Below are 16,897 nucleotides of genomic sequence, written 5' to 3' on the forward strand. Positions count from 1 at the left end.
CTTACTCCCCTTCCTTTGCAAGTGTGGTCGGTTCTAACTCGTGTCGAGCAAGTAGTTTGGCAATTTGTCCAATATTACCTGCGCCTTGGGTCATCACAATGTCGCCGTCTTGCATGATATTCGCCAATATAGCCGGCAGCGCGTCTTTATCACCCACATACACAGGCTCTAGCTGTCCACGTTGGCGAATTGAACGACAAAGCGATTTACTGTCAGCGCCCTCGATGGGTTGCTCACTGGCTGCGTACACATCAAGTAACAGTAATGCGTCAACGCTGGAAAGCACTTCAACGAAGTCTTCATACAGGTCGCGAGTTCGCGTAAAGCGATGAGGTTGGTACACCATAACCAAACGTTTATCTGGCCAGTTTGCGCGCGCAGCGGCAATAGTAGCTCTTACTTCTGTAGGGTGATGACCGTAATCATCAACTAAGCACACCTCACCTTTACTGGTGTTAAATGTACCTAATTGCTCAAATCGACGGCCAATACCACCAAAGCTGGCTAATGCACGAATAATGGCATCATCATCTACGCCTTCGTCGGTCGCCACTGCAATAGCAGCAAGCGCATTAAGAACATTGTGGTTACCGGTGAGGTTCAGCGTGATATCTAGCGGCTCTCGCTCTGGGCGAATAACGGTAAAATTCGCTTTACCGAATGACAGAGAAACATTCTCTGCGCGATAGTCGTTGTGAGATTCAAAGCCGTAGGTAAGAATACTGCGACCTATGCGCGGGCGAATTTCTTGAATATTCGCGTCGTCGCCACACACTATTGCCTGGCCATAAAAAGGTAGGTTAGACAGAAAATCGACAAAGGTATCTTTTACCTTTGAGAAATCACCACCGTAGGTGTCCATATGGTCGGCTTCAATGTTTGTCACCACCGACACCATTGGCTGCAGGTGAAGGAAGGACGCATCGCTCTCATCTGCCTCAGCAATAAGATAGCGGCTTTTTCCCAAACGAGCGTTGGTGCCAGCGCTATTTAGCAAGCCACCGATAACAAACGTAGGGTCGTATTCCGCTTCAGCGAAAATGGTCGAAATTAAACTGGTTGTGGTCGTTTTGCCGTGCGTACCTGCTACCGCTATGCCGTGACGGAATCGCATTAGTTCTGCCAACATTTCTGCGCGGCGAATAATCGGAATGCGTTTTTCACGGGCAACAATAATCTCTGGGTTTTGCTCGTTAATAGCACTAGACACAACAATAACGTCCATGCCCTCAACATTTTCGGCGCGATGACCAATTTTCACATCAGCACCTAATTCGCTTAAACGCTGAGTCATTGGCCCTTCTTGAATATCAGAGCCAGCAATTGCATAACCTTCGTTTAGCAGCACTTCTGCAATGCCGCCCATACCGGCTCCGCCGATACCGATAAAGAATATATTTTTCACCCTGCGCATTTGCGGGCTTTCAAATGGGGTTTTAAAAACCATTAGTCCCCTACTCCTACCACGCTTTTCACGTGGCTTACTACATTTTCCGTGGCATGAGTGCTTGCACATGTTTTGGCAAGAACACCCATTTTTAAGCAGTCTTCAGGGTGTTGTAACCACTGACGTACTGCCTGCCCCAAATTTTCTTTTAATACTGACTGTGCAATCATTAGCGCTGCATTTTGCTTCACTAACGATTGCGCATTTTTAGTTTGGTGATCGTCTACAGCAAACGGTAGCGGCACGAAAATTGCCGCACGTCCAGAGGCAGCAACTTCACTTACCGTAAGCGCGCCTGCTCTACATACAATGAAGTCAGCCCATTCATAAGCTGCGGCCATGTCATCAATAAAATCACTAACGTTAATTTTTGACATGTCAGCGCCCACAGATTCATAAGCCCTAACAACACCTTCACTGTTACCTTTTCCGCATTGGTGTTTTATCGATAGACCTTCCAGTACGCCACAAGTTACTGGCACGGTTTCATTTAGAATCTGTGCCCCTAAGCTGCCACCTACCACAAGCATGTTTAGCCCATGCTTATGCTCTGTGGTATTTTCAAGAGCGTTTTCACTAGCGTCTGTGTTAATGTCTATAGACTTAGGCTTTACCTGCCAAATATCATCGCGAACAGGGTTACCAACAGTATGCACTTTGCCAGCTGCCCCTGAAAATTGTTCTTTCGCATCGTCGAAGCCAAGCAGTATTCGGCTTGCAATTTTGCTAAGAAGTTTATTGGTCATTCCTGCCGCAGCATTTTGCTCGTGTACAATAACGGGAATACCTAAGCTTTTTGCTGCAACGCCACCTGGGCCGCTCGCATAGCCACCAAACCCAACAACAATGTCGGGTTGAAGCCGTTTAATAATTCGTCTTGCCGAGAACAAGCTTTTTGCTAAAGCAACGGCGCCTTGAAGACGTGCCGATACACCTTTACCACGCAAACCTTTCACTTCAATAAAGTGAATAGGAATATTGTGTTTGGGAACAACTTGCGCTTCCATTCGCTCGGCAGTGCCCAACCAATGGATGTCCCAACCTTCACTTCTAAGAGCATTAGCCACAGCAAGACCAGGGAATACGTGACCACCAGTGCCACCAGCCATAATTAAGCAACGCTTAGCCATTGTCTGCCTCCTGCGCTACGCGAGCGAGTATGGCTTTAATGCCAGCTTTACCTTCATCTTCTGCACTTGATGTTTTGGCGGCAGGCTTAGCTGCAACGGTGGCTGTTGCGAAGTCTTCTTCATCGGCCTGTTCGTGCGGTTTAGCTGCGCCATTAGACTGACCTGAGCTTGAAGCAATAGGCTTTTTGAGGCGCGGTTTTTTCTTACCGTCTTTGCTATCACCTCGGCCAATGGCCTGCACACCATCAACACGTAGCTCAAAGTCGATACGAAGCAGTATGGCCACAGCAACAGACATAATAATAAGCGACGAACCGCCGTAGCTAACTAGCGGCAGTGTTAGTCCTTTAGTTGGCAAGATACCAGCGCTTGCGCCAATATTTACCGCCGTTTGGAAACTAAACCAAATACCGATGCTGTAGGCCAGATAGCCGTCAAACGCCCGCCCTTTTTCAAGCGCCTTGTTTCCAATGCTAAGTGCGCGCAACACCATCCATAAAATAAGACCTAAGACGGCAAGTACACCAACAAAGCCAAGCTCTTCAGCCAAGATAGCCATAACAAAGTCGGTATGAGCTTCAGGCAAAAATTCCAATTTCTGCAAACTATTACCTAGGCCTTGCCCAAACCAGTTACCACGACCATAAGCCATTAACGACTGCGTTAACTGATAACCTGCGCCAAATGGGTCGGCCCACGGGTCTAGAAATGAGGTTACCCGTTTAAGGCGATATTCTTCGAAAACGATCAGCGCCACCACGGCCAATATGCCAACAAATACCAACGCAAAAAATTGCCAAAGGCGCGCGCCTGCCAAAAACAGCAAGCCGATGGTGGTTGCGAACATCACGACCACTGTACCCAAATCAGGCTGAAGTAGGAGTAACATTGCTAGAACAAAGAACACGACTAGGGGCTTTATAAAACCCTTCAAGTTTTCGGTAACTTCTTCGTAACGGCGAACCAAATAGCCAGCCAAATACGCAAAGAAAAAGAGCTTTGCTGGCTCGGCAGCTTGAATGGTAATAGGGCCAATTGCCAGCCAGCGGGTACTGCCATTTACCGTCCTCCCCACTACCAGTACAGCAAGAAGCAGGGCTATTGCAGCAAGCAGCAGATAAGGGTTAGTCATACGCCAAAATTGCATAGGCAAGTTAAGGACAACCATAGCCGCAATAATTGCCCCGACTATGTAGATACCATGGCGAATAGCAAAATAGAAAGGATTGTCGTGCAGCCTATCAGCCACAGGCATAGAAGCCGAGGTTACAATAACAACGCCGATGCTCATAAGCGCCAACGCAATTAAAATAAGCGTTACATCATAGGGGTGCGTTGTCGACGGCTGACCGTCGTGTTTTGCAGCAAATAACGCGCTTAGCTTTGTAGAGGCAGCCATCATGATGCAGCCTCCACATTTATGTTATGAAAATCGTATACATCTTGTTTGAACACGTCACCGCGATGCATATAGTTTTTAAACATATCTAAGCTTGCACATGCCGGTGAAAGTAATACGGTATCACCAGAGGCCGCGAGCCTTGTTGCCGCTTTTACTGCATCTTTCATGGTTGCGACACGGGTTGTATGCGCAAAATTCTTTTCGAAAAGATGTGCATCTTTGCCCAAAGCAAACAAGTGCGATACATATCGATTTAGGTAAGGTGTAAGGCTGGCCATATCAGCACCTTTGGCGTCACCACCCGCAATAAGAATAAGCTTTCCTTCTATGGTGGGGGCTAATCCTTCAAGGGCTGCTACGGTGGCACCAATATTGGTTGCTTTTGAATCGTCGATATAGCGAACATTGTTTACACGAGCAATTTCCACACAGCGATGAGGCGCGGCTTTAAAACTGTGTAGATGCTTAACCGCCAAATCAGGCGCTACACCTAATTTAAAGCAAATACCAAGCGCAGCCATGACGTTTAGCACGTTATGCATGCCAGCTAAATGTATGTCGCTAAGTGCTATAAGCTTCTGGCCGTTAAACACTATGCACTGGCCACCGTCATCTACGCTAGACGAAAGCGCAAAACCGGTAGACGACTCGCCTAGTCCATACTCAATAATATTTTGTGAAGCCAGCGACTGTGAGCTTGATTTAGACGTTATTGACGCATCAGTTTCAGCAATACGCTGTTCTTCTGGCATAACGAACTCACCATCTCGCCATACCACAGCGCATTTAGCATTAACAAAAATGCGATGCTTGGCATCGATATATGCCTCAAGCGTGCCGTGGCGGTCTAAGTGATCATCGGAAATATTAAGTACAGTGGCGGCTTCAAGCACAAGGCTTGAAGTGGTTTCCAGCTGAAAGCTTGATAGCTCCATTACTACCACTTCTGCGTTGCTTTCAAACGCTTCAAGTACAGGCCTGCCTACATTGCCTGCTTCAATACTTTTTACACCGCAAGCATTAAGTAAATGGTTCACTAACAAAGTGACCGTGGTTTTACCGTTTGAACCGGTTATGCCTACTACACGTTTGGCTGGCGTATCACCGCTCATTGAGGCGTTTAAACGCGCAAACAACTCTACGTCGCCAATTACCTCCACGCCGCATTTTCGCGCTAGGGCTACTTGTTCAATATTCAGCGCAAGACCTGGACTTAGCACCAAGGTGTCAACACCATCAAAGTAGTCTGCGCTAAGCGCATTACAAGTAACTTTATTTGCAAAGAAAGCTTGCAAGTTAGAGTCAAGCGTATCGGGCGCGGTAAAATTAGCACGTGTATCAAACGCTTTAACAGTTGCTTGGTTTTGCAACAAAAAGCGCACGCAAGCCTGACCTGTAACACCTAGGCCACCGACTACATAACTATGCTCACGTACGTTATACAACATTAATGTTTATCTCTTAAGCGCTTATCTAAGCTTGAGGGTAGCGAGACCCACTAAAACCAAAATGATAGAAATGATCCAAAAGCGCACGATAACACGCGGCTCTGGCCAGCCTTTCAATTCATAATGATGGTGAATGGGCGCCATGCGGAAAATACGCTGGCCACGCAATTTGTAAGAGCCCACCTGAAGAATGACCGACAGGGTTTCCATTACAAAAACACCACCCATAATGATTAACACCAACTCTTGGCGCACTAAAACAGCAAGCACACCCAAGGTGCCACCTAGCGCTAGCGAGCCTACATCGCCCATAAATACTTGCGCTGGATAGGTGTTGAACCAAAGAAAGCCTAACCCCGCCCCCACCATGGCAGTGCACACAATCACAAGCTCACTGGTAAGTGGTATGTGCGGAATATTCAGGTATTCAGCAAAGTTCGCGTTCCCCGTCACATAAGCAAAAATAGCGAACGCCGCAGCTACCAAAATAGTAGGAACAATTGCTAGGCCATCTAAGCCATCGGTTAGGTTCACCGCGTTACTTGTACCTACAATGGCAAAGTAAGTAATAATGATGAAAAAGGCACCTAGCTGCGGAAATACTTCTTTAAAGAAAGGCACCAGTAGCGAGGTTTCAGCGCTGATTGTGGCGCTGCTATATAGATAGAAAGCAACGCCCAACGCCACCACTGACTGCCAGAAATATTTCCAGCGCGCGATGAGCCCTTTTGAGTCTTTGCGTATTACCTTTCGGTAGTCGTCAACAAACCCAATAATACCGTAAGCCACAACCACTGTAAGGGTCACCAACACATAGCGATTTGTAAGGTCGGCCCATAGCAGGCCACTTATTACAATTGCCGCGAGTATCAGCAAACCACCCATAGTTGGCGTGCCTGATTTTGACAAGTGGCTTTGCGGGCCATCGTCTCTCACCGTTTGTCCTATTTGCATGCGCTGCAAATAACGGATCATTTTAGGGCCAATAAGAATGGCAATTAGCAAGGCCGTTAACGTACTTAAAATTGCACGTAACGTAAGGTATGAAAATACGTTAAACCCTGACTCGAATTGCGTAAGCCAGTCGGCAAGCCAAATTAACATGCTATGCGCTCCCGACGGCTATCGTGCTTTCCCAGCGCAGAGGCCTCGATCGCCTCTACCACGCGCTCCATTTTGGAACTGCGTGAACCTTTAACTAAAATTGAAATATCGCGCTGCTGCACTAACAAATCACTCTCCATTGCGGCCAACAAACTTTCAACATCGCTGAAATGACCACTATTTTTATTAAACACAGCACTGGCTGACTGACTCAACACCCCCATAGTGTATAGGTAGTTTATTCCTTTCTGTTTAGCGTACTCTCCCACCTGTTCGTGGTAGTAACGGGCTTTTTCACCAAGCTCTTTCATGTCGCCAAGTACAAGTACTCGAATACCCGAGAAACTACTTAACGTATCGATGGCCGCATTTACTGATGCCACGTTAGCGTTGTAAGTGTCGTCTAACAGGCGAACTTGCGCGGTCAGCTGTTTCACGTTTAAGCGTCCGCTAACCTGCTTCATTGCAAGCAAACCATCGCGTACGTTTTCAAGCGTTGCGCCAACCTGAAGCGTTAACGCTGCAGCGACTAACGCGTTGCCTACATTGTGTACACCGGGAATGGTTAGCTGAATCGCAATATCGCCTTGAGGGCAAACGAGGTGGAATGCGGCGCATCCGTCTAGGCCAATGGTGATATCTTGCGCTTTAAAATCGGCGTCGTTTTTCTGCTGGGGCGCGAACGTCAGCGTTTTAGTATGCTTAAGCTTGCCTTGCCAAAACTCAGCAAATTGGCTATCAATATTCACTACGGCAACGCCGTCGCTACCTAAGCCTTTAAAAATTTCGCTTTTTGCACGCGCTACACCCAACAAGCTGCCAAACCCTTCTAGGTGCGACGCCGCTGCGTTAACAACGGTTGCAACATCTGGCTTTACTAAATTGGTGGTATAGGCAATTTCACCTAAGTGGTTAGCACCTAGCTCCATCACTGCGTATTCGTGATGAGGCTCTAAACGAAGTAGTGTCAGCGGTACACCAATATCGTTGTTGAAATTACCCTTTGTGGCTAGCACATTGCCTCTGCGCGCTAGTATGGCAGAACACATTTCCTTCACTGTGGTTTTGCCACTGCTGCCCGTTATAGCTATAGTCTTCGGTGCAACATGTGCTTTCACTGCAGCACCTAAAAGCCCCAGGGCGTCTTTGGTATCTTCAACCAAAATCACAGGAAGCGACGTGGAAACGCCCTCGCTTGCAATAACTGCGCTTGCGCCTGCTTTTTCAGCGTTTGCTATAAAATCGTGGCCATTAAAATTTGGCCCTTTTAGTGCCAGATACACTGCACCAGCTTCAAGGGTGCGTGTGTCTGTACTTACCGCAGACACTTCTTTGTCTGAGGCTTCATTGAGTAGTTTTCCATTAACCTTTTCGGCTATCCATGACAGCGTTGTTGTTATCATTTGCTGTACTCCTGTTGCAGTCGCGCCACTACTGCACGTTCGTTATAGTTAGTCTTTTTGTCACCGATAATTTGGTAATCTTCATGGCCTTTTCCGGCCACAATGATGATGTCGCTTTGCGTTGCATGCTCAAGGCAATGACGAATAGCTTGTTCGCGGTCGGGAATTGAAATTGCCAGTTTACTGTCCTTCAAGCCCGCGACAATATCCTTCGCTATAGCCTCTGGGCTTTCGCTTCGGCTGTTGTCTGTAGTGATCACTATGGCATCAGCACCTGACTCGGCAGCTTGTCCCATTAACGGGCGCTTTCCTTTGTCTCTGTCGCCACCGCATCCAAACACACACCACACTTTTCCAGTGGTATGAAACTTTGCGCTCATCAGCACTTTTTCCAAAGCGTCGGGTGTGTGGGCATAGTCCACAACCACATTAGCCGCACCTTCAATTGGAAATACTTCCATTCGACCTGGCACTGGCGTAATGGCATTCACCGCTTTTACTACGTCTGCAAAGCGCTCGCCTTCGGACAACAGCGTTCCAATTGCACTAAGCACATTGCTAATATTGAACTTCCCGAATAACGGTAAAGAAATGGCTGCACTTCCCCATGAACTAATAAGTTCAAAGCTACATCCACCTGCATGATAAGACGCATTTGTGGCGAAACAATGGCGACTTTGAGGATTGTTATAGGCGTTCAATAATGCGCCGTCCTCGCTGTCATCTATTCCGGTCCAAACACGTGTAATAGCGGTATCTGCTGCCCCATCCCATTTTCTACTTTCATCATCGTTTGCGTTTAGTACCACTGCTTTTAACCCTGGCTGTTGGAGCAGCAAACGCTTGGCTTTGCCATATGCTTCCATTGTGCCGTGATAATCAAGGTGATCTCGCGTGAGGTTGGTGAAAACGGCGATATCGGTTTTAACGGTGCCAAGTCGTCCTTGAACCAAAGCATGAGAACTGGCTTCAAAGGCGGTATGGCGTACTTCGCTTTGCACAAAGTCTGCCAACAAATATTGCATACGTATGGCGTCGGGCGTTGTGTTAGCTGCTGGCGTGTTTGTCCACTGAGTGTCATCACCTTCAAATACGCTACTACCCAAGGTTCCAATGCTTGCACTGCGCGTACCCAACGCATCTTTAAGCTGGGTAAGCAATTGAACTGTCGAGGTTTTTCCATTAGTCCCTGTAACTGCAACCGTTGTCATTTTTTGTGCAGGGTAATCGTAAAATGCAGCGGCTAGCGCAGACAGCATTTGCGGAAGCTCATACAGAGATATAATGACGCTGTGGTCACGCATTTCCATTTGACCATGGGCACTACTGTCTTCAGTTTGCGCCAGAATTACACGGGCCCCTAAACTTATTGCCTGTGGAATAAAATCTCGACCATCGCGTTCATGGCCTTTAATTGCCAAAAACGCTAATCGTGTATTCACCTCACGGCTATCTAGCGTAAGCCCTTCAATGCGAATGTCAGGTGCATCTACACCAAATTTCGCTAGAAGCGCTTTAATACTTTGAATAAAGGCACTAACTACCACTTTGACCTCCTTTCAATAAACGACTTGATGTAACCTGCTTGTCATCTGGCGTAACGTTTAGCATGTGTAATGCGCCGCTCATAATTGATGAAAAGACAGGTGCCGCAGTATCTCCTGCGTGATACAAGTCGCCGCCGGGTTCGTTGATAAGAACAATGGTAACAAGGCGCGGATCTGACACTGGCGCAATGCCCGCAAATATATTCACGTACTCTTCACCATAGCCTCCAGCAACGGCTTTACGGCTAGTTCCCGTTTTACCTGCAACACGATAACCGGGTACCGATGCTTTTGTTGCTGTGCCGCCGCGCTGGGTCACGCTTTCCATCATCTGAACAATAGCCTTTGCGTTTTCTTCGCTTATTACGCGTTCAGACTGCGCTTGCCAAGAAGGCTGCTCTGGCGACTTAATAATATTAAGTGGTGTTTTAACTCCACCGTTTGCCAAGGTGGCGTATAGTCTGCCCAACTGAGCTGTTGTTACTGAGATGCCGTAACCAAATGACAATGTGGCCAACTCAAATTCTGACCACCGGCTACGCTCGTGGAAAATACCGCTGCTTTCGCCCGCCATATTTAGCCCGGTATCGCTCATTAACCCCATGTTATAGTACGTATCTAGCAAGAACTGCTTAGGAACAGATAGCGCTAGTTTTGACGTACCCATATTCGAAGAATGCTGAATAATCTCTTCTAGCGTTAGCTCGCCATAGTTGCGCGTGTCTTTTACTAAGCTTCCACCCAATCGCATCCAACCAGGGTAAGTGTTCACTGAGTCTTCAGGCTCAACTTCACCGAACTCAAGCGCGGTAAGCACAGCAAGTGGCTTAAGCGCAGAGCCAGGCTCAAAGGCATCGGTAATAACGCGGTTACGCATTCTGTGCGCAGATATGTTACTTCTGTCGTTCGGATTAAACGAAGGGGCATTTACCATCGCTAAAACGTCACCGCTTTTCACGTCGATAACAATGGCTGAAGCCGAGCTTGATTGATAATAAATCATGGCTTCTTTAATTTCTTTGTAAGCGAGCGCTTGAATACGTTGGTCGATAGTAAGCTGAAGGTCACCTGCTTTTTCGCCTGACGTGGTCTCTAGAATTTCAACCTGACGACCTTTTGCATCGCGGCGTATTTTACGGGAGCCCGGCGTGCCTGTTAGCCACTCGTTATACATGCGCTCTAAGCCCTCTACGCCCGTATCATCCACGTCGGTAACACCGATTAACTGCGCTGACACTTCTCCAGTTGGGTAGTAGCGACGACTTTCGCGGCGAAGATAAATGCCTGGAATATCTAGCTTATCAACATACTCTGCCATAGCAGGAGAAACCTGACGCTGCAAATACACAAAGCGGCGTTTCGGGTTTGCCACTTTGTCTTTTAGCTCATCTACGTCTTGGCGCAGTACATCGGCAAGCGCTTCCCAGCGGCGCGCTTCTTCAAAGCCATTGTTCTCGTGAATAATTTTGGGGTCGGCGTAGATAGCTCGAACCGGCACACTCACCGCCAGTTCAACACCGTTTCTATCGGTAATAAGGCCGCGATATGTAGGCATATTACGCGTTCTTAACGTGCGACTATCGCCCTGCTGAATAAGTTCGTCTGGTTCAATGACTTGAATGTAGGCGGCGCGAGCGGCCAGCACGCTAAATACAAGCATGATCACAGCAAGCACAACCACAAAGCGCCATTGCATCAAACTTGGCGTGACATTGTGCTTTGCGCCCGACTTTTTACGTTGACGAGAAAGTGCTGACGTACTCATTTCAACCTCACTACAACTTCATCGTCGGCAGTTGGACGGTACATTTCTAATTGTTTTTCAACGAGATTCTCAATTCGATTGTGCTCGGTTAGCGCACGCTGTTCTAGCACCAGATTACGCCATTCTACGTCAAGCTCGTCTTTTTCCTGCATGAGGTCTTCAAGAGCAATAACCTGCTGTCTATTGTGATGACTGCTAAGCGTAACCGCCATGGCACTTGTGATAACCATTAAATACAACAAAACCCGCAACTTGTTGCGGGTCAAATCTGAAACAATAATTAGCAGTAATTTGAAATTAGTGCTGGCCTTGTCTGGCGTGGCTTTCGTCATAGCTTTTCTGCCACACGTAATACCGAACTGCGAGAGCGAACGTTGTTCGCAATCTCCTGTTCCGAAGGTTTTATCGCTTTGCCGAGGGCTTTCAATACTTTGTCTGCATCTATCTCAGCCTGCGTTATCGGTAAATTGTGTGGTACTGATTTCCCTTTACTTTGATCCTTAATGAACCGCTTAACTAAGCGGTCTTCAAGAGAGTGAAATGAAATAACAGCTAGACGCCCTTCTTTTGCCAACACTTGCGTTGCCGCTTTAAGCCCCACACGAAGCTGTTCAAGCTCTGCATTAATGTAAATACGAATACCTTGAAATGCACGGGTTGCCGGATGCTTGAACTTATCTTTTACAGGTACGGCTTCATCGATGATTTTTGCAAGCTGAGCGGTGCGCGTAATCGGCGTATCTTTACGTGTGTTTACAATGGCATGCGCAATACGCTTGCCAAACTTCTCTTCACCGAACTCTTTAATCACTTGCGTGATGTCTTGTTCTTCTGCGCTAGCTAACCAGTCAGCGGCGCTTTGACCGCGAGACGTGTCCATGCGCATATCAAGCGGACCGTCACGCAAAAAGCTGAAGCCACGTTCGGCATCATCTAGCTGAGGAGAAGAAACGCCCAAGTCCATAAGCACACCGTCAATTTTGCCAGTAAGTCCTAGCGCTTCAATTTCCTCAGCCATGTCACCGAAAGGTGAATGGATAATGCTGAATCGCTTGTCATCGGCAAAGCGCTCCGCGGCTTTTATAGCTTGAGGATCGCGGTCAAAAGCAATAAGGCGGCCATTGTCACCTAGCGACTGTAAAATGTGTGCAGAGTGCCCACCACGACCAAACGTGGCATCGATGTATGTACCATCAGGTTTAATCGCCAATGCCTCAATACATTCGTCAAGCAGTACTGAAATATGTTTAAATTCGCTAGGCTGTGTCATAGAGAGAAGTCCTGTAATCGTTCGGTAAGTTCAAATTCGCCTTTGCGTTCGGTGTCTATATCAGCTTCAACTTGTTGTGCCCAAATATCGGCATCCCAAATTTCGAATTTGTTTAACTGACCAACTAACATGACTTCTTTTGAGAGTTTTGCGAAACTTCGCAGTGGAGTAGGAACAAGAATTCGTCCGCTTTTGTCCATCTCACCTTCAGAGGCATACCCAAGTAGCAAACGCTGTAAGCGACGCTCAGCTGGGATCATACTTGAAAGTTTAGAGAGTTTAAGCTCAATCTCTTCCCATTCGGGAAGTGGGTAAAGCAGCAAACAACTTTGTTGTGTATCGACTGTGCAGACTAGTTGTCCCTGACAATCATCCAGCAGCGACTGACGATACTTCGTCGGTATAGCCAGTCTGCCTTTTGTATCCAGATTGATTGCGTTAGCGCCGCGGAACATTCCCCTAGCCTTTTATTATTTGCTCTTGATTTTCTTGTTTTTTGAGTACTAATCTGCAAAGTGATGATGATTTGATCCACAATTCGCCACATTTACCCACTGAGATACAGTTTAGGTATCAATGATCCCCACTGTCAAGTAGAAAAAAGCCGTGAAAGCCGCATAAATACTGGGTTGGAACTGGTTAGATATACAGTGTTTTTAGGAAGTCTATGATTAGGCGTGTAAAAAAGATTAAGAAATATTCAGACTTGATAAATTAAACATGAAAATAATCGATGAACTGCTGTTTTTAGCGTAAATTGATGGTGACTGTAAAATGTACACAATACCATATTCAGGTGCGCACAATGTAATAGGCTGAGTACTGTGACACGGGGTTAAAAAGTGAGTTAACAATTTTAACTGCTAACTCACTACTCTCTATTTTTTACGTGTTAACGCATGGAAGAAATTTGGAAAAGTCTGCGTTTAGAAACGATATGAAGCTGAAAGTGAAGCCACCTTATTGTCTGCATCGCTGTCGATATTTGTTTCATAGCTTGCTGATATTGAAAACTGCTCATTTACCCAGTAATCAAGCGCCACTCCTGCATTTTTTACATTGTCGAAACCACGTGGCACATCTGTGTAGCTATAGCTCCCTTCGATGCTCAAACCTGGAGTGAAAAAGTATCTGGCACTGCCCGATAAAACGTCAACATCGTCGGTTATATACTGGGCGGTAAAGTCCCAGCCAGTTCCCGCATTCCCAACGGTGGTATATCGGGTGAATACAAGAGGTGAAGTATTATTCTCACTTCCGCTGAAACTCTCTCCATTAACATTGTAGTCGTAGCTTGAATGCTCATAGATTACACCTGCACCAATTTGCCATTCACGCGATAAGTTGTACCCTGCCTTTAAGTTAATATTGGTGTAGTCATCGTCACCGAACTCATCGTCAGATTTACTGTGCCCGCCTTCAACGGCAATCATCCATGTATTGTCTAAGTAAAACGTACTACCCAGATTAAATACGTCGATTCCATCTACTGTGGCATAACCGCCAGACAAACTGGATACGCGCAGTAAATAGGGGTTAATTAGATAAGCACCGCTGTTACCGCTGAGTTCATCAAGATAACGAACGTATGTAACACCATAAAGGTTGTCATCAATTCCTTCAAAGTCGACAGCCATTACTTTTACTTCGTTTTGTGTGGCTGCATGAGCGGCAGAGATTGAAAAAACAGTGGCAGTTGCTAAAGAAAGGGCGGTTAGTGTTGTGCTTAATTTTTTTGCGCGGTTGTTCATGTCTTTTGTCCTTAAAAAATTGTGTTGGGAACGACATGAAAGATAAAGCATTCAAACTTAACGCTTTCTGAACGAAAAATGACGAAAACTGAATATAAAGCTGAATAAAATGTTCAGATACAAAAAAGCCTGCAATTAAGCAGGCTTTTGAATCTGAAATAGATAAAGCAATTACGCGCTTGGCGCTGCTTCAGCTGGCGCTTGCTCTTCTGCTTTTACAGTAGAAACTTGCATGCTGCGAATTGGGTTTTCAGTGTCGTTTGATAGCTCAACAAGACGGTTAAGCTGGCCAATAGACATCATTACAGCGTAAATTGCACCTAGGAAACCTTGCTTGTGAAGGTCAAGTACTTCAGCTTCTGGCAACTCAAGAAGTTTCTTCTCGTTGATGCTCATCATGCCAGTTACGTTGCGCTGTTTACCATCTTGATAGTTCAGGTGAATCTGAATTTGGTCAAGCAAATCTAGATCAACAACTTTTGCAACAAAACGCTGTGTTAGCATTTCGCTATTCGCTAAGTCAGCTAAGAACTTTTGGCGACTTGCAAGAAATTCAGTCACTTCACCAGCTTCGGTAAATAACGCTTGACCTTCATCAGAAATAAGATCTGAATTCTCATCAATGTAAACATTTAGATTGTCACCATCACGGCGTACGTCGAACGGGTAGCGAAGGATGTTCATTGGCACGTGAGGGCCTTTCCATTTATCACCCGTAAGGAAAAGGTTTTGACCTAGATCCATACCTAGCATAGTTACAACGTGATGACGGTTGGTATTAGGATCTTTAATAAACACTAGCGGCATAGTTGCTGCTAGCTGAGCGAATTCACGAATTGACGCCGCTGCAAGGTGTGTAGTCTTTGCAAAGCTGAAAGATGTATTTACCGCAACCTTAAGGTCTTTATGCTTTTCTTTATCTAGCGGTACAAAATTGATAGCCATATTTATTTCTCATACTTGTTAGCTGTGGCCCCGGCTTAATTATGTGAGAGGAGCGGGTGCCACTAAAAAATTTACGTCGGCCGTGTTGATGTATTTATGCCATCGATTACTGGCCCAGCGCTTGGGAGTATCCCGTATTCGCGCAATGAAGTCACGCAGTCTTCACCATAACAAGTTTTAAATTTTTATTGCAATGTAAACTTGAAGTAAAGAAGCACAAGCGCTCTAAAAATGAGCAATTGTGCGAATTTTTTGCGTTGACCAGTAGTATTAGAGCCTATTGTAGCGACGCAAAATATCCATTAGTCTCCTAACTGCCAGCAGTAAAGGAATGCCGTAGAGACTAAAATTCGCTATTCGGCAACGTTATCGGTTACTTAATTTCATTTTTCTAATTTCTGAAAACGCTGGTGCCTGCAATTTATTAGCGATAAAAACAATATAAGGATTTACTATGAAGGGGCGCTTCCCACTTTCATCATGCGCATTAATCATCTCTGCGCTTTTTGCTTCACACCATGTAGCAGCAGACACACCTACTTATTCAGCGTCTGAAGAAGCCATTAGCATCGCCAATGAAACCATAATTGTAGATGGCCACATTGATGTGCCTTACCGTGTGAAAGAAAAATGGGTTGATGTAACAAAGGCGACTAAAGATGGTGATTTTGATTATCCGCGCGCCGTATCCGGCGGTTTGAACGCGCCTTTCATGAGTATTTATGTTCCAGCAAGTTTAGACAATTCCCCCGAGTCTACACAGCTTGCCCACGAACTCATTGATTCAGTTGAAGCGATAGTCGCTCGTGCGCCTGATAAATTTGCCATTGCAAAAAGCCCGTCAGAGGTCAAAGCCCACTTTGAAAAAGGCATTATTTCCTTACCTATGGGCATGGAAAACGGCTCGCCAATTCAGGGGGACCTAGCTAATTTAACGGCATTCTACGAACGAGGCATCCGCTATATTACGCTTGCTCATAGTCAAGCGAACCACATTTCAGACTCGTCGTATGATCTGCGTCGAAAATGGAAGGGCCTAAGCCCCTTTGGTAAAACGCTGGTTGGCGAAATGAATAATATTGGCATTATGCTAGATATTTCTCACGTGTCTGACGATGCTTTTTATCAAGTTATTGAGTTAACCAAGGCACCAGTTATTGCGTCGCACTCTTCACTACGCCGTTTTACGCCCGGCTTCGAGCGCAACATGGACGACGACATGATCAAAAAGCTTGGAGAGAATGGTGGTGTTATCATGATTAACTTTGGCTCTAGCTTTGTATCAAAAGAAGCTGGAGCATGGCGCCGTGGTTTGAACGCCGCCCGCAAAGCGCTAATCAAGAAAGAAGGCGAAGACAGCCCGAAACTAGAAGATTTCGAGGACAACTATCGCAAAGAAGTGCCCTACCCTTATTCAACGCTAGATGAAGTTCTTGACCACATTGACCATGTGGTAAAGCTTATTGGTGTGGAACATGTTGGAATTGGTTCAGACTATGACGGCGTGGGCGATTCGCTGCCAATTGGACTGAAAGACGTTGCTAGTTTTCCTAACTTGGTTCAAGGGTTATTGGATAGAGACTACAGCCGCGCTGATATTGAAAAGATTTTAAGTGGTAATCTTCTTCGTGTATGGCAGCAAGTAGAAGACTACGCAGCAGCACACTAATTGCACGGTGCTTCTA

General features: G+C 46.2%; 14 protein-coding genes. 1 reads left to right on the forward strand and 13 read right to left on the reverse strand.

The window, feature by feature from the left end; all coding sequences use genetic code 11:
* Nucleotide 1: 1 nt before the first annotated feature.
* The 13 genes from murC to ACHUFN_RS06045 form a co-directional block, all read right to left on the reverse strand.
* On the reverse strand, nt 2–1,447 hold the full coding sequence (gene murC / locus ACHUFN_RS05985) for a UDP-N-acetylmuramate--L-alanine ligase (protein WP_394221396.1): 1,446 nt from the start codon (nt 1,445–1,447) through the stop codon (nt 2–4).
* Nucleotides 1,447–2,577: an undecaprenyldiphospho-muramoylpentapeptide beta-N-acetylglucosaminyltransferase gene (gene murG / locus ACHUFN_RS05990; RefSeq protein ID WP_394221397.1), complete on the reverse strand. Its 1,131-nt coding sequence runs from the start codon at nt 2,575–2,577 to the stop codon at nt 1,447–1,449. Before murG ends, murC begins: the two co-directional genes overlap by 1 nt.
* Nucleotides 2,570–3,979, reverse strand: coding sequence for a cell division protein FtsW (gene ftsW / locus ACHUFN_RS05995; protein ID WP_394221398.1), 1,410 nt, complete (start codon nt 3,977–3,979; stop codon nt 2,570–2,572). Before ftsW ends, murG begins: the two co-directional genes overlap by 8 nt.
* Complete coding sequence (gene murD, locus ACHUFN_RS06000; protein WP_394221399.1) at nt 3,976–5,427, reverse strand: UDP-N-acetylmuramoyl-L-alanine--D-glutamate ligase; 1,452 nt, start codon at nt 5,425–5,427, stop codon at nt 3,976–3,978. Before murD ends, ftsW begins: the two co-directional genes overlap by 4 nt.
* A gap of 21 nt (nt 5,428–5,448) precedes the next feature.
* The gene (gene mraY, locus ACHUFN_RS06005; protein ID WP_394221400.1) at nt 5,449–6,531 is read right to left on the reverse strand and encodes a phospho-N-acetylmuramoyl-pentapeptide-transferase; all 1,083 of its coding nucleotides are present in this window, start codon (nt 6,529–6,531) and stop codon (nt 5,449–5,451) included.
* Nucleotides 6,525–7,934 carry a UDP-N-acetylmuramoyl-tripeptide--D-alanyl-D-alanine ligase gene (locus ACHUFN_RS06010; RefSeq protein ID WP_394221401.1) on the reverse strand — a complete coding sequence of 470 codons (1,410 nt, stop codon included), beginning with the start codon at nt 7,932–7,934 and terminating at the stop codon, nt 6,525–6,527. The genes mraY and ACHUFN_RS06010 overlap by 7 nt, the downstream gene beginning before the upstream one ends.
* Entirely contained in the window at nt 7,931–9,481 is a 1,551-nt protein-coding gene (locus tag ACHUFN_RS06015; RefSeq protein ID WP_394221402.1) for a UDP-N-acetylmuramoyl-L-alanyl-D-glutamate--2,6-diaminopimelate ligase, read from the reverse strand. Before ACHUFN_RS06015 ends, ACHUFN_RS06010 begins: the two co-directional genes overlap by 4 nt.
* Nucleotides 9,471–11,246 carry a peptidoglycan D,D-transpeptidase FtsI family protein gene (locus tag ACHUFN_RS06020; RefSeq protein WP_394221403.1) on the reverse strand — a complete coding sequence of 592 codons (1,776 nt, stop codon included), beginning with the start codon at nt 11,244–11,246 and terminating at the stop codon, nt 9,471–9,473. Before ACHUFN_RS06020 ends, ACHUFN_RS06015 begins: the two co-directional genes overlap by 11 nt.
* Nucleotides 11,243–11,578, reverse strand: coding sequence for a cell division protein FtsL (gene ftsL / locus ACHUFN_RS06025; RefSeq protein ID WP_394221404.1), 336 nt, complete (start codon nt 11,576–11,578; stop codon nt 11,243–11,245). Before ftsL ends, ACHUFN_RS06020 begins: the two co-directional genes overlap by 4 nt.
* Entirely contained in the window at nt 11,575–12,516 is a 942-nt protein-coding gene (rsmH, locus tag ACHUFN_RS06030) for a 16S rRNA (cytosine(1402)-N(4))-methyltransferase RsmH (protein ID WP_394221405.1), read from the reverse strand. Before rsmH ends, ftsL begins: the two co-directional genes overlap by 4 nt.
* On the reverse strand, nt 12,513–12,971 hold the full coding sequence (mraZ, locus tag ACHUFN_RS06035; RefSeq protein ID WP_012519465.1) for a division/cell wall cluster transcriptional repressor MraZ: 459 nt from the start codon (nt 12,969–12,971) through the stop codon (nt 12,513–12,515). Before mraZ ends, rsmH begins: the two co-directional genes overlap by 4 nt.
* A 471-nt stretch (nt 12,972–13,442) precedes the next feature.
* Nucleotides 13,443–14,267 carry a hypothetical protein gene (locus ACHUFN_RS06040; protein WP_394221406.1) on the reverse strand — a complete coding sequence of 275 codons (825 nt, stop codon included), beginning with the start codon at nt 14,265–14,267 and terminating at the stop codon, nt 13,443–13,445.
* A 171-nt stretch (nt 14,268–14,438) separates the two neighbouring features.
* Nucleotides 14,439–15,212 carry a SapC family protein gene (locus tag ACHUFN_RS06045; protein WP_394221407.1) on the reverse strand — a complete coding sequence of 258 codons (774 nt, stop codon included), beginning with the start codon at nt 15,210–15,212 and terminating at the stop codon, nt 14,439–14,441.
* Between the two features lie 454 nt (nt 15,213–15,666).
* Here ACHUFN_RS06045 and ACHUFN_RS06050 point away from each other — a divergent pair, with 454 nt between their 5' ends.
* Nucleotides 15,667–16,881 (forward strand): dipeptidase, encoded by a 1,215-nt coding sequence (locus ACHUFN_RS06050; RefSeq protein ID WP_394221408.1) that lies wholly within the window; start codon nt 15,667–15,669, stop codon nt 16,879–16,881.
* The last annotated feature ends 16 nt before the right edge of the window (nt 16,882–16,897 follow it).

It is taken from the genome of Alteromonas gracilis (assembly GCF_043642145.1).
GTDB lineage: Bacteria > Pseudomonadota > Gammaproteobacteria > Enterobacterales > Alteromonadaceae > Alteromonas > Alteromonas gracilis_B.

Coding starts and splice junctions, on each gene's coding strand:
- ACHUFN_RS06050 (WP_394221408.1), top strand. CDS start 15,667: ATGAAGGGGCGCTTCCCACTTTCATCATGCGCATTAATCATCTCTGCG.
- murG (WP_394221397.1), bottom strand. CDS start 2,577: ATGGCTAAGCGTTGCTTAATTATGGCTGGTGGCACTGGTGGTCACGTA.
- ACHUFN_RS06020 (WP_394221403.1), bottom strand. CDS start 11,246: ATGAGTACGTCAGCACTTTCTCGTCAACGTAAAAAGTCGGGCGCAAAG.
- rsmH (WP_394221405.1), bottom strand. CDS start 12,516: ATGACACAGCCTAGCGAATTTAAACATATTTCAGTACTGCTTGACGAA.
- ftsW (WP_394221398.1), bottom strand. CDS start 3,979: ATGATGGCTGCCTCTACAAAGCTAAGCGCGTTATTTGCTGCAAAACAC.
- mraY (WP_394221400.1), bottom strand. CDS start 6,531: ATGTTAATTTGGCTTGCCGACTGGCTTACGCAATTCGAGTCAGGGTTT.
- ftsL (WP_394221404.1), bottom strand. CDS start 11,578: ATGACGAAAGCCACGCCAGACAAGGCCAGCACTAATTTCAAATTACTG.
- murC (WP_394221396.1), bottom strand. CDS start 1,447: ATGGTTTTTAAAACCCCATTTGAAAGCCCGCAAATGCGCAGGGTGAAA.
- mraZ (WP_012519465.1), bottom strand. CDS start 12,971: ATGTTCCGCGGCGCTAACGCAATCAATCTGGATACAAAAGGCAGACTG.
- ACHUFN_RS06040 (WP_394221406.1), bottom strand. CDS start 14,267: ATGAACAACCGCGCAAAAAAATTAAGCACAACACTAACCGCCCTTTCT.
- ACHUFN_RS06045 (WP_394221407.1), bottom strand. CDS start 15,212: ATGGCTATCAATTTTGTACCGCTAGATAAAGAAAAGCATAAAGACCTT.
- murD (WP_394221399.1), bottom strand. CDS start 5,427: ATGTTGTATAACGTACGTGAGCATAGTTATGTAGTCGGTGGCCTAGGT.
- ACHUFN_RS06010 (WP_394221401.1), bottom strand. CDS start 7,934: ATGATAACAACAACGCTGTCATGGATAGCCGAAAAGGTTAATGGAAAA.